Source organism: Mycobacterium sp., from assembly GCF_035697385.1.
Taxonomy (GTDB): Bacteria; Actinomycetota; Actinomycetes; order Mycobacteriales; family Mycobacteriaceae; genus Mycobacterium.
In genome coordinates, this window is record NZ_DASSCY010000066.1 from 1 (window position 1) to 12479 (window position 12479).

General features: G+C 65.0%; 14 protein-coding genes and 1 tRNA gene. 7 read left to right on the plus strand and 8 right to left on the minus strand.

The features are described 5' to 3' along the window. Positions 1–5 precede the first annotated feature (5 nt). Positions 6–77 (plus strand) — tRNA-Val (locus VFH65_RS06005). Between the two features lie 19 nt (positions 78–96). Here VFH65_RS06005 and VFH65_RS06010 read toward each other — a convergent pair. The 4 genes from VFH65_RS06010 to VFH65_RS06025 all read right to left on the minus strand — a co-directional run bounded on the left by VFH65_RS06010 (position 97) and on the right by VFH65_RS06025 (position 2152). After that, positions 97–687, minus strand: a complete 591-nt coding sequence (locus VFH65_RS06010) for a TetR/AcrR family transcriptional regulator (protein ID WP_353320239.1) — start codon at positions 685–687, stop codon at positions 97–99. Next, positions 674–1384 carry a hypothetical protein gene (locus VFH65_RS06015; RefSeq protein ID WP_353320240.1) on the minus strand — a complete coding sequence of 237 codons (711 nt, stop codon included), beginning with the start codon at positions 1382–1384 and terminating at the stop codon, positions 674–676. The genes VFH65_RS06010 and VFH65_RS06015 overlap by 14 nt, the downstream gene beginning before the upstream one ends. A gap of 71 nt (positions 1385–1455) precedes the next feature. After that, positions 1456–1755: a DUF3618 domain-containing protein gene (locus VFH65_RS06020; protein WP_353320241.1), complete on the minus strand. Its 300-nt coding sequence runs from the start codon at positions 1753–1755 to the stop codon at positions 1456–1458. Next, positions 1742–2152, minus strand: a complete 411-nt coding sequence (locus VFH65_RS06025; protein WP_353320242.1) for a phage holin family protein — start codon at positions 2150–2152, stop codon at positions 1742–1744. The genes VFH65_RS06020 and VFH65_RS06025 overlap by 14 nt, the downstream gene beginning before the upstream one ends. Before the next feature lie 581 nt (positions 2153–2733). Between VFH65_RS06025 and VFH65_RS06030 the strand changes: the two genes are divergently transcribed. Beyond that, complete coding sequence (locus VFH65_RS06030; RefSeq protein WP_353320243.1) at positions 2734–3267, plus strand: hypothetical protein; 534 nt, start codon at positions 2734–2736, stop codon at positions 3265–3267. 212 nt (positions 3268–3479) lie between these two features. Here VFH65_RS06030 and VFH65_RS06035 read toward each other — a convergent pair whose 3' ends face one another. Both VFH65_RS06035 and VFH65_RS06040 read right to left on the minus strand, forming a co-directional pair. Beyond that, positions 3480–4349, minus strand: a complete 870-nt coding sequence (locus tag VFH65_RS06035; protein WP_353320244.1) for a L,D-transpeptidase — start codon at positions 4347–4349, stop codon at positions 3480–3482. A 249-nt stretch (positions 4350–4598) separates the two neighbouring features. Further along, positions 4599–5003 (minus strand): hypothetical protein, encoded by a 405-nt coding sequence (locus tag VFH65_RS06040; protein WP_353320245.1) that lies wholly within the window; start codon positions 5001–5003, stop codon positions 4599–4601. Between the two features lie 71 nt (positions 5004–5074). On the opposite strand from VFH65_RS06040, the gene VFH65_RS06045 reads away from it, so the two are divergent. After that, on the plus strand, positions 5075–8122 hold the full coding sequence (locus VFH65_RS06045) for a protein kinase domain-containing protein (protein WP_353320246.1): 3048 nt from the start codon (positions 5075–5077) through the stop codon (positions 8120–8122). On the opposite strand, the gene VFH65_RS06050 is transcribed toward VFH65_RS06045, so the two are convergent. Continuing rightward, positions 8085–8798, minus strand: coding sequence for a GAF and ANTAR domain-containing protein (locus VFH65_RS06050; RefSeq protein ID WP_353320247.1), 714 nt, complete (start codon positions 8796–8798; stop codon positions 8085–8087). The genes VFH65_RS06045 and VFH65_RS06050 overlap by 38 nt on opposite strands. Before the next feature lie 61 nt (positions 8799–8859). Here VFH65_RS06050 and VFH65_RS06055 point away from each other — a divergent pair, with 61 nt between their 5' ends. Beyond that, positions 8860–9951, plus strand: a complete 1092-nt coding sequence (locus VFH65_RS06055; protein ID WP_353320248.1) for a hypothetical protein — start codon at positions 8860–8862, stop codon at positions 9949–9951. Here the strand turns inward: VFH65_RS06055 and VFH65_RS06060 are convergent. Continuing rightward, a complete protein-coding gene (locus VFH65_RS06060; RefSeq protein WP_353320249.1) occupies positions 9923–10420 on the minus strand; it encodes a DUF1990 family protein in 498 nt (165 codons plus the stop codon). The genes VFH65_RS06055 and VFH65_RS06060 overlap by 29 nt on opposite strands. A 37-nt stretch (positions 10421–10457) precedes the next feature. On the opposite strand from VFH65_RS06060, the gene VFH65_RS06065 reads away from it, so the two are divergent. From VFH65_RS06065 to VFH65_RS06075, 3 genes are all read left to right on the plus strand, one after another. Continuing rightward, positions 10458–11333, plus strand: coding sequence for an aldo/keto reductase (locus VFH65_RS06065; RefSeq protein ID WP_353320250.1), 876 nt, complete (start codon positions 10458–10460; stop codon positions 11331–11333). A 135-nt stretch (positions 11334–11468) separates the two neighbouring features. Next, positions 11469–12047: a PaaI family thioesterase gene (locus tag VFH65_RS06070; RefSeq protein WP_353320274.1), complete on the plus strand. Its 579-nt coding sequence runs from the start codon at positions 11469–11471 to the stop codon at positions 12045–12047. Next, a complete protein-coding gene (locus tag VFH65_RS06075; protein ID WP_353320251.1) occupies positions 12044–12469 on the plus strand; it encodes a TIGR02611 family protein in 426 nt (141 codons plus the stop codon). The genes VFH65_RS06070 and VFH65_RS06075 overlap by 4 nt, the downstream gene beginning before the upstream one ends. Positions 12470–12479: the final 10 nt, after the last annotated feature.

Here is a 12479-nt window from a genome sequence, read left to right on the forward strand (position 1 = left end):
TCCCCGGTCTCGTAGCTCAGGGGGAGAGCGTCCGCCTCACACGCGGAAGGTCACTGGTTCGATCCCAGTCGGGACCACCCTCAATCACATCGCGGCCTAGCGGAGTAGCAGCGCGCGGCTCAGAACAATCCGCAGCCGCGACAGTTCGCGGTCCGCATCGAAATCGGCGTCACTGCACCGCAGGAACAGACCGTCGACCATCAACTGCACCCATTCCGCCGCATGCTCCGCGTCCCAGTCGGGATCCGCGTCGCCCGCCGTTTGCAGGCGCGTGATGAGGTCGGTCAACATCGCCCGCGCCGCGGTGTCGCCGTCGTCGAGAATCGCACTCACCCGGGAATCCACCGTGAGCTGGCCCAGGATCGCCAGCATCATCGAGCCGACTGCCGGATCCCGCAGATCGGCGGTCATCCGGTCGATGACAGCCCAGAGGCCTGCGCGGGCGTCGCTGATGTCGATGGCTGCCAGATCAGCCAGCAGCGCGTCTCGGTCGGCCTCGAGCACGCCATGAAAGATCGCCCGCTTGTCCGCGAAATAGTGGAAGAGCGTGCCCGAGCCGACACCGGCGGCGGTGTAGACGTCCTTCACGGTCGTGTTGTCATAGCCCTTCTGCGCGAAGGCAATTGCGGCGCCTTCGAGAATCTGTGCGCGCCGTGCCGCGTGCCGCTCGGGATCAACCGTCCGCATCGTCGGATTTCGCTGAGTTGGTCTGTCGTTCGCGGTTCGCACGCTTCTTGCGTCGTTCGACCTCGCCGCCGGCGATGAGAATCGCGACCACGACCGGCGCGACGTATTGCAACCACGGCAGGTTCATGTCCGGCAGCCAGCCCCACCAATCCCAGTCGGGCAGAAGACGCACCACCCATGAGAACGGGTCGAGGTTGCGCAGCCATCCAGGCGCTGAGATGTCCGGGAGGTCGGGCAACCAGGACCAGTTGATACTCGGGAGCAGGCTGCGGGCGAACGCACTCACCAAGGCGCCGACGCCGAGCACTCCGATGAGCATGACGACCACCTCGATGGCCACATGCCGGCCGGCGTACAGCCGTGGATGCGCTTCGCGAAAGTCATAGCGGCGCCGCGCTTTTGAGCCCTCGGGTGGAACAAACGACGTCAGGAGTGGACGCCGGGCGACGGCATCGGCGGCTTTCTCCACAAGGTCGGCCCGGCGCAGGCGGCTCCGTAAGCCCCGCGACACCCGCACCATCTGCTCGACATCATCGACGGTGGCGAGGTCGAACGTAACGTCGTTGAGTACCCCAACCGACTTCTCTGCGACCTGTCGGCCGTCAACTTCCAATCGCACTTGCCCAGCACCGTCCTGGTGGACGACGAGAATGCGGCCGCGATCGCGCAGAGTCCACCTCTCGGGGGTGTGCAACATGACAACACATTACTGGAATGCGCGTTCTAAGAAAAGGATCGCGCCGAATTCGTTGCACGCCAAGGCGTCAGTTAGTGCCGCCGCCTCCACCACAGGAAACCGGCGGCAAGCGCACCGATCAGAACGATCGCCATCACCGGCACCGTCCGCTTGGGGTTATCGGTGGCGGTGTGGCGCAGCGTGTCGGCCTTCTCGACGACTCGCTCCTTGGTTTCGGCGACCTTCTCCTTAGTGCGCTCCTTCACGTCGAGCTTGGCCGACAATGCTTCCACCGTCTGGCCGAGCTCCTTGCGGGTCTGCTCGATGTCCGTCTGGATGTCATCGATGCCGGCGTCGGGGCCGGGCTCGGGACGGGGACTAGGTCCGGTCATGGCGGGCGTCCTTCAACTCTTGAATGTCGGCTTTCACGGTTTCGACGGTTCTGGGCGTCGCCGGCGTGGCTTCCTGCGCCTGCCCCCGGCCGACGAGTGCGGCGATGCCTGCCGCGATGAACAGCACCACCCCGACAACGAGAGCAGCCGCCCATACCGGCATCACCAGCGATAGCCCCGCTACCGCCGCGGCAATGAACGTCGCCAGCCCGAAGAACGCCAACAGGCCCGCAACACTGAACAGGCCTGCGCCGATCCCCGCGTGCTTGGCCGACTCCTGAAATTCCTTTTGCGCTAGGCGCATCTCGTCGCGGATCAACCGCGACGTCTGTGACGACAGCTGACTCATAAGCTCGCCGATCGACGAGTCCGTGGCCGGCCTGGATTCGAGACTCATGACATACCAACCCCTGCAATTTGTTGGATTCTCTGAGGCAGTGATGCCCTAGGTGGCACGCGTCGAAACACCGCATACACGCCGAATGCGTGGCGTGTCGCATCGGCGGTCAGGCGGACAGTCTCAGGTTGCGGATAACCGCTCCGGCTCTCGTTGGCATCGGTTGAGTAACGCCCCAACTTTCGCGTCGGCAATCTTGAAAGTATCGCTTCGATTAAAGGCAGTAGACCGCGTGTCGGCGACCGATGGTCGAGGCGCAACGAGGCTGGGGGAGAGCGATGCGACCGACCGAGAAATGCCTGGTCGATCATCGAGTTGGGGGCCGTCATCGCCATCACCCAGCGCTCGCGTCGACAACACTCGGGCCGCGCGAAACTCGAACAACGCGCTGCCGAGCCCAGCTGGCGGACAACAACCATGCCGAACGTCACCATTTGGAAACGGTGCGGTGCGGCGCGCCGCGTGGTCGATTTTGCCGCTGATAATTGACGGGGTCGTCTAAAGGCGACTGCGGTACCGCATGCGGCTTGCTGCATTGCTTGAAGACGGAATGTTTGGGCGCGAATGAAGGGTCAACGTCGATGACGATCTCTAAACGATTCACCGTGAGTGTGGTTGCTGTTGGGGCTGGGTTGTGCGGGGTCGCAATGGCGTTGAGTCCACACGCTGCGGCCGTCCCGCTGTTGACCGGAGGCTACGACTGCATCCAGACGTCGTCGGGCGATGCGGCTGCTGCAGCGCCGGCAGCGGGCGTGTGCACCGCCAGCGCTCCAATCAATGAGATGGCGGGTGTTCCGATGGCGTTGCCTGGGCCGGTGCCGCCGGTGCCTGTGGGCGTGCCCCCCGTTCCGGTCGGTGTGCCGCCCGTTCCGGTGGGTGTTCCGCCGGTGCCTGTGGGTGTTCCGCCAGTGCCGCCCGTTCCTGTGGGCGTGCCCCCCGTTCCGGTGGGTGTTCCGCCGGTTCCCGTTGGCGCTCCGCTGCCGGTGGGTGCGCCGCTGCCCGTGGGTGCTCCACTCATGGAGATGTCGGGTACCGGCAAGGGCGTGCCGACGGCTCCGCCGCCAGCCGGAGCGCCTGTAGCTGGCCAGCCAATCCTGCCCGGTCCTACGGGCTGACGGCCCTCCAACGCCCATCCGGTATTGGCCCGGCGACGAGTAATCCTCGTCGCCGGGCCAAAACCGTTGAGCAGCAGTGGAACTCAGTTAGCACACGAGACCGTGGGACGATCGGTGACACAGACACACGGCCAGTGAGGGTGTGCACGTCCACTACCACATCGAGGCGCGTGCCCCGCGCATTGTCTAGGTGCGGAGACTCGTAATCCGATTTAACCCGACACTGTGCGAGGAACTTCGATGCTGTTCTCCTGCACGATTATCGGGTCGCCAACGTTGACCGTGTTGAAGTACCACTCCGCGTCCTCGGTGCTCAGTCCCACACATCCGTGGCTGACATTGTCATACCCGAGTGAATTGATCGCCCAGGGAGCTGAATGCACGAAAAGGCCACGGGCAGTGAACCGGACGGCGTAATCCACGTCAAGCAGGTAACCGTCGGGAGCGTCTACCGGGATGCCGACGCTGCTCGAGTCCATGATCACGTCGCGTTCCTTCGCCAGGACCGTGTAGGTGCCGACGGGCGTGGGGTACTCCGGCCTACCCATCGAAGCCGGGAACACTCCCGGCTTTCCCCAGTGGGGTCGGTGGTGCGGCGCCGGCAGTTCAGAAAGCGGTCCCGCGTCGATGCCATCGATGGTCACGGTGAACGTGTGGTCGGAGATGCTGGCGACGCCAATGACGGCAGGGCCCGTCGCGAAGTTCGTTGACATGCCGCCCACCGAAAGCGCCACCGTGCTGTGCGCCGGCCAGAATCGGTCGGGAACCCATTGCACAACGTCGTCTTCGAGCCATTCGAACTTGCCCGTCATCGCGGGCGTCGACTTGATGTCAATGGCACGCTCGGCCGCGCGCTTGTCGGCGACGGGCGAGTTGAACTTCACCATAACGGGGTGCGCCACCCCCACGACCTGCCCGCGAGTTGGTTGTACCGAAGCAACTGCGGGGGCATACAACGGGTTGGCCGCCGAGGGAGGCGTATACGACTGACTAGCCGCCGCCATGCTGACGTTGGCCGGCCATCCAGCCACCGTCGCATTGATCCCGATCGCGGTAAGAACACACACAGCTACCCCACGCATGACTTCCGATTCTTTCGAAATTACAACAGTGTTAATTAGATGGTAGGGGACTGGGGCGGTTCGATGTGTAGGTGCGCCTTAGCAATTCGGTCAAGGATCTGTCACGCTTCGGCTACGGCGCCAGAATCCGGCAACGTTGTTGCCCGCCGGGATGCGGCGACTTGCCGCGGCGAGCGAATGGGTTCACGACGAGCACGCGCCTTAGCGGATGATCCGTCGGTGCCTGTACGTGCCTGTTGCGAATGCAGCTCAGGCCGCTACGCCTCCTGCCGTACCTGTCCCTGCCGTTCCCGCTGCATGCTCGGCGCAGGCGATCAGCGTCACATCGGTTGCGAGCCTCATTCCGCCGCGGGCGCGGCACGTGCCCGGCACCGCTGCAGCCTCGGCGGTCAGCGTGGCGCCGGTATTAGACCCAGTGACCGGCCCGTTGGCCACAGGTGTCAGCAATCTGGTGTCGTCGCCACCTCTGAGCCTGCCGTCGATTCCCGGCCTCGGTATACCGCTGCCAACCAGCGTTGTTCCGTCCGATCTGATCGCGTCGGAACCGATTAGTGTGCATCGCAGGGAGATTCGGGGCGCGGCGCCGGCCGCCAACTCGCCATCCCCGGGGCTCTGCTCGATGGCAGAGAGCCAGCCGTCGATCGGTGGGACCAATCACGACGGTCCGCAGAAAACGTCCGATCGTTTGCTCGGACGCCTATGCTCGGTCACATCGCAGGAAATCGATGATGGACAGCGACTCGTTTAGGACGCAGCGCGACGTCGGCTCGGCCGCCGTCACGGAGCTGAGCGCGGCTGGCTTCTTCTATGCCGAAGAGGTCGGGCGGGGTGGATTCGGCATCGTCTACAAGTGCACTCAGACCGCGCTGGACCGCTTGGTGGCGGTGAAGGTGTTGAACGCCAAACTCGACGAGAAGGACAAGCGCGAGCGGTTTTTGCGCGAACAACGCGCCATGGGTCGACTCACCGGCCACCCGAACATCGTGGGTGTCCTGCAGGTCGGCGAGACGAAGAGCGGTTTTCCGTATCTAGTGATGCAATACCACCGCCAAGGTTCGCTGGATGCGCGGATCCGCCAGCATGGCGCCCTTTCCCTGGACGAGGTTGTGCGGCTCGGGGTGAAGATGGCCGCCGCTCTACAGACTGCTCATCAGCATGGAATCCTGCACCGCGATGTCAAGCCGGCCAATATACTGCTCACCGACTACGGCGAGTGGGCATTGGGCGACTTCGGAATCGCCCACATCGCAGGCGGATTCGAGACTGCTGCCGGCACCTTCACCGGTTCGCCGGCGTTCGCCGCACCGGAAACCCTCACCGGCGATCCCCCAAGCCGGTCCTCCGATGTCTACGGACTTGGCGCTACCGTGTTCGCCGCCCTGACCGGACACGCCGCCTTCGAGCGCCGCAGCGGTGAACAACTGGTAGCGCAGTTCCTGCGCATCGCCAGTGATTCGGCGCCAGACTTGCGCGAGTCCGGCATTCCCGACGACATATCCACGGTCGTCGAAAGGGCGATGGCCCATGACCCCAAGGATCGACCAACCGCCGCGTCGATAGGTGAAGAATTCCAGCGGATACAGCGGCGGCTTGGCTTCACTGTGGATGAACTGGCGCTGCAGCCCGAACCGGCGGCCGAGCGACTTGAACCACGCGTGGTCGCGCCCGGCGCCCGCCATCTTCTCGGCAATCTTCCGTTGGAGCTAACCAGTTTCGTCGGACGCCGCAACGAGTTGTCGACCGTGGAACGTATGCTGTCGTCCTCCCGGCTGGTGACACTGACCGGTATCGGCGGCGTCGGCAAAACCCGGCTGGCACTGCGCGCCGCAAGCGAGGCCCGGCGAGATTCCCCCGACGGGGTGTGGTTCGTCGAGCTGGGTGACCTGCACGACGGGGCCCTGTTGGAAGACGTCGTGTCAGCGAGCCTGGGTGTGCGCGACGAGTCAGCGCGACCGCTGCACGACGTGCTGGTCGATTTTCTGTGCTCGCGGAAATTGCTGGTGGTCCTCGACAACTGCGAGCAGGTGGTCGAGGCGACGGCGAAGGTGACCGAGACACTGCTGCGAGCCTGCCCGGAGCTTCGGATCCTGGCGACCAGCCGAGAGGCGTTGGGCATCGGCGGGGAGGCCGTGCTGCGGCTATCGCCTATGGCGTGTCGGTCCGCCGACGCCGAACCGATTCCTCACGGGGTGCCAACCGGCGACGCAGTGATGTTGTTCGCGGACCGCGCCGCTGCGGCCGTACCTGGTTTCAAACTGACCGAAGACACGCAACCCATCATGGCGCGGATTTGCTCCAAGCTCGAAGGGTTGCCCTTGGCGATCGAATTGGCGGCGGCGCGGTTGCGGGCGATTTCGCTTGAGCAACTCCTGGAGCGGTTGGACGACCGGTATGCGATGCTCACCCGCGGCAGCAGAAGCGCGCCGACCCGGCAGCAGACGCTGAGCTGGAGCGTCGGTTGGAGTTACGACCTGTGTACTCCGGCCGAACAGCAGCTGTGGGGCCAGCTGTCAGTGTTCGCCGGCAGCTTCGAACTCGAAGCGGCAGAAGATATTTGCAATGGCGACTTCACACCCGATGGCATCGTCGACTTGATTTCGGCGTTGGTGGACAAGTCCATAGTGACACGACTGGACACGGGCGACACGGTTCGCTTTCGGTTGCTCGAGACGTTGCGAGACTATGGCCGCGAGCGGATCGGCGATAGCCGCGAACTCGCGGAGCTGCAACGGCGGCACGCGGAGTGGTATCGGCGGCTGGTGAACCAGGCGGCGGGTGATTGGTTCGGCCCGCGGCAGGTCGACTGGATGAAACGGCTCGAGCGGGAGGGGCTCAACCTCCTTGCGGCCCTTGAATTCAGCGTGGTCGACTCGCCGCAGACGGCGCTCGACATCACCGGCACCGTCCATCACTTCGGCATCGCCCGAGGAGCGCTCACCGAGACGCGCCGCTGGCTGGACCGTGCGCTGGCGGCGACCCCTTCTGCGCCAACGGCACAGCGCATCAAGGCGTTGTACGGCTGCGTTATGATCGCCGCCCTGCAAGCCGATATGTCGGTCGCAAAGGCTCGCGTGGCGGAGGGGCGGACTCTGGTGGAGCAGATGGCCGACCCGGAGGCGCAGGCGATGATCTCCATCAGCGAAGGGTCGGTCGCACTGGTCAGCGGTGAATTCGAAACTGCCTGTGCACGATTGGAAGCCGCCCTCGGTGAGGTGCGCGATCCGACTTTGAGGGCCGCGGCGATGATATTGCTGGGTTGGGCCCTGGAATTCCGCGGCGAGATCGGCCGGGCACTTCTATGGCATGAGAAGGCGCTTGCCATCGCTGAATCCCACGGTGAATCGGTGTATCGCGAATATGCGTTGTGGTCCTTGGGGATTGGTTGGTGGCGACACCGTCGGCCCGACCGTGCGGCCGAGTTGCTCAAGGACGCGTTGCAATTGACCTATGTCGTCGACGATCCGCGCCAGGCTGCGGCCTGTCTGGAGGGGCTAGCTTGGATTGCCGCAGAGGAGAGGGAGTACCGGCGTGCCGCAGTGTTGACGGGTGCCGCGGAAACGCTTCGTCGCGCCGTTGGCGCGACCACGGTCGTGTTGCCGCATTTGCTGGGCTTCCATCTCGAGTGTGATCGTCGCGCCCGCGAGGGCCTCGACCCAGATGAATTCGAGGCGGCACGACAGGAGGGCTGCACGTTCGGCTTCGAAAACGCCGTCACCTACGCGCTGGGTAATCCACCTACCTCTTCAACGGAGCTTTCTCGACAAGTTCCGTAGCGATCTGGATCAGTGGCACGTTGGAGTCCTGGGACAGCTTGCGCAGCAACTCGAACGCCTGTACGGCGTCGACGCTGTAGCGCTCCATGATCATCCCCTTGGCCTGACCGATGGTGTCGCGGCTGGCCAGCGCCCGCTTGTACTGCTCGTCGCGCCGCGCGGTATTCCACGCCACCGACGAATGGGCGGCGAATATCAGCCCGATTACCTTCGACTCGGGCCCGAACGCGTTGGGTTCCTCGGCGTAGACGTTCAGCGCACCCATCGTCTCGCCCGCGATGAACAGCTGAAAGGCCATGATCGAGCGAATCGGCGTCCGCTCCAACGCATCCCGACGGTAAAGCGGAAAACGCTTATCCGTCTCGAGATCAGCGACGTAAACGGTTTCTTCCTCCCACGCCGCGCTCAGACACGGTCCTTCCCGGTGACGCTGCTGAATCTCGTCGAGCACGATCGGCCATTTGTGCGTCGCGGCAGGGGTGTCGATGTGTTTGGCGTTGCGGGTGACCGTGATCCCAGCGTACTGGGCACCCGGGATCTCGACGGCCGCATTTTCCGCCAGCTCGGCGATGACGGTATCGGAATCGGTATCCGGCCGGCCGTACAGGTCCTGCACCAGTTCCGCGATTCGGCGGTGGGTCGCCTCCACCCCGGCTGGATCGTTCACCGTGGTCATCCTCGTGCTTTCGTGATTCGCTAAGTTCCTAAAACCTACCCCTGCCGACGGCGGAGGAGCTATGGACAACCAACGTCGTATCAGCCACGGCGCGATCACCCGCAGTGCCATCGGCCCGAGTGCCGCGGAAGCGTTCGTCATTGTCGCGATCGCGACCATCCTGCTCACCCGGCTGTATCTGCAGTTGACTGGGTATCCGCAGATCGGCGGGGGTGATCTACATATCGCCCATGCGCTATATGGCGGCGCGTTGATGATGCTTGCGCTGATCATCGGCTGGCTGATGCTCGGGTTCGGCGCCCGGACGCTGTGCGTCGTCCTCGGCGGCATCGGCTTTGGGCTGTTCCTCGACGAGGTCGGCAAATTCGTCACCAAAGACAACGACTATTTCTACGGTCCGGCCGCCGAGATCATGTACGTCCTGGTGGTGGTCGTCCTCGTCGGTACCCGAGTCGTTCGGGACTTTCGGCCGCTCAGCCCGCATGAATGCCTGGCGACGGCGGCGGCGATGGCCGCCGACGGGGTTGCCCGCGGGCTGGCGGACCGCCGGCGCGAGATCGGGCTGAGCCTGGTCGAACGCGCGCGCGCCTACGACGAAGACCCCGACCGCGTCGACCATGTGAGGGCACTCCTGCTCTCGGTGGATTCCGCATCCGACCGGCTCCACGCGGCGCAGCAACGCGTGCTGCGGCTCGTCCCCGGATTCCTGCGCAGCCCGCGCTGGGTGCCGATCGTGGGCTGGCTGATCGTGGTGGGGTCGTTCTTCGGCGTCTCCCTCGGTGCGCTCGGCGTGTGGCTCGGGGGCTACGTCTACGACGATGACCGCGTCCACTTCGAGCTCGCCGGGGTTGGTGTCGAAACCGCGATACTGCTGGTCAGCGCCGCGCTCACGCTGGGCATGGCGCTACCTGCCATGATCGCCCGCCGTCGCACCGACAGCGTGTGGCCGCTGCGGTTACTGCGCAATGCCGCGCTGACCTTCACGCTGCTCAACGCGCTCGTCGATTTCGCGACCGAAGGCTTCGCAGCTCTGATCAACGTGTCGATCGGGTTGTTCACACTGGCGATCCTGTCGTACCACCTCGACGTCGCCGCGCGCTCCGGCGCCCAGGAAGCGCTGCCCGTTACAGTGCCTTCAGGTACCGCTCGGTGACGATCCGCTGGATCACCGACGTGACGGGCGAGCCCAGCCGGCTCCACCACGTCGCGTGGCGGGAGAACGCCGTCACGTCGGCATACACCTCGTCGGTAGCTGGGTCATAGCGGACCAGGAACAACTCCTCGCCCGATTCGGCGTGGCCAGGCAATGTGCCGTACGCGAACCCGCGGCGATCAGGTTCGTCGACGACATAGACGACTCGACACGGCGCATTCACCGGCCCCAGCTGCACGATCACCTCCGAACCGACCTCCGCACGCTCGGTCGTCGCCTGGACTCTCAGGCCAGCCCCGCGCAACATGCCCCACCGCATCCCCGCCTCGGCCGCCTCCACGAAGCGGCTTCGGCCATGGCCGATGACGGCCGACTTCTGCACGTGGTGGTATCCGGCAGGCAGCGGCCCGGCGGTGGCGCCGACGTCGGCATAGGTCAATGGCAGGGTCGCAAGCTCACTCAGCTTCACCAGGCCACCTTGCCATCGGCGGCGTACGGTCGAAAAAATGACCACCCACAGCGTCGCTCAAGCATCCGGAACCTTCACCATCGGCGGCGACCTCACGGTCAACCGCCTGGGCTTTGGCGCCATGCGTTTGACCGGCAAGGGCGTCTGGGGCCCGCCGGCCGACCGTGACGAGTGCATTCGGGTTCTGCGCCGCGCCGTCGAACTGGGCGTGAACTTCATCGACACCGCGAACTCCTATGGCCCGTATGTCTCCGAGGAACTGATCCGCGAGGCGCTGCACCCGTATGCCGACGGGGTCGTCATCGCCACGAAAGCCGGCCTGTTGCGCACCGGCCCCGACGAATGGCCCGTCCTCGGCTACCCCGCATACCTGCGGCAGGAATGCGAGATGAGCTTGCGCCGCCTCGGCGTGGACACCATCGACCTGTTCCAGCTGCACCGCATCGACAACAAGTTCGCAGCCGAGGACCAGATCGGTGAACTGGTTGCGCTGCAACAGGAAGGCAAGATCCGCCACATCGGCCTGTCCGAGGTCTCCGTCGAGCAGCTCGAGGCCGCGCAGAAGGTCGCGACCATCGTGTCGGTGCAGAACATGTACAACATCACCGTCCGCACCGCCGAACCGCTGCTGGACAAGGTGACCGAGGAAGGCATCGGGTTCATTCCCTGGTTCCCGCTGGCCGCGGGACCTCTGGCGGGTCCGGGTGGCCCGCTGCAGCGCATCGCCGACGAACACCACGCAACGCCGTCACAGCTGGCTCTGGCCTGGCTGCTGAAGCGCTCGCCGGTGATGCTTCCGATCCCGGGCACCTCGAAGGTCGCGCATCTGGACGAGAACGTCGCGGCCGCAGAAATCGAACTGTCCGACGACGAATTCGAGACGCTGAGCAAAGCCGCGTCCGCCAGCGGTTGAGCCAGGCAATACGGTGAGCGGGTGAGCACGGAGAGCAGGAGCGCTGGGGGCACCGCCCGCGCGAAGCGCAGGGGGACGACCGGAGAATCGGCAGCTGAATTCGCAGAGGAACATCGCGGCGGCGATTTCAGCCCCATCCAGCCGACCGCCCGCGGCGGACCTGACTACGGCAGGTTCGTCGAAGCCGTCCGGACGCTGCAGGACCACGCCAGGGCCGCCGATGCGCCCGACGAGGTGATCACCGAGGCCGCCGACCTGATCGAGAAGGTGTCGGCACTGCTCGCGCCGTACGACACCGACGAGTGGTCGTCGCCGGCGGGCCGCCGCATGGATCTGCCGAACCGGGGGAGCGTGTTGGGCATCCCGGCGGAGTACCGGAAGACCGACGACGGCCGCATCGCGGGCGTCGTGCACTTCCGCCGTTTCCATCTGGGCCGCAACGGCGCCGTGCACGGCGGGTGCATTGCGCAGCTGTTCGACTCGCTGCTCGGCTACACCGCATTCAAACTCACCCGTAGCCTCTACCAGCGCACCGCGTTCTTGCATGTCGATTACCGAGCGATCGTGCCCATCGAGACGGAATTGCAGGTCGACGCCGGTGTGGACCGCGTCGACGGACGCAAGATGTTTCTCACAGGACGCTTGCTCGACGGGGAAGACGTGCTGGCCGAAGCCAACGCGCTGTTCGTGAAGCTGAACCCGGGACAACCATGACGGATCAGAAGCCGGGCCTCAAACGTCGCTGGGCGCGCTGGCGCGACCGGCTGCGCGAGCGGCGCAGAGCCGAGTTCGTCTACCGCATCGTCGTCGGGGTCATCGGGCTCACGGTTCTCGGTGTGGGGATCCTGGCCATCCCGTATCCGGGGCCGGGCTGGGCCATCGTGTTCGTCGGGTTGGGCATCCTGGCCACCGAGTTCGACTGGGCCCGCCGGCTGCTGGCCTACGCCAAGGAGCGCTACGACAAGGTGATGGACTGGTTCCATCGCCAACACGCGATCGTGCAGATCCTCGGCGGGGTTTTCACGGCGCTGATCGTGGCCCTGACGCTGTGGCTGCTCGGCGCCCTCGATTGGATGACGGAATTGGTCGGCTTCGAGCGTGAGTGGCTGAACAGCCCTATCGGCATCGGGTCGTAAGCGTCCGCAC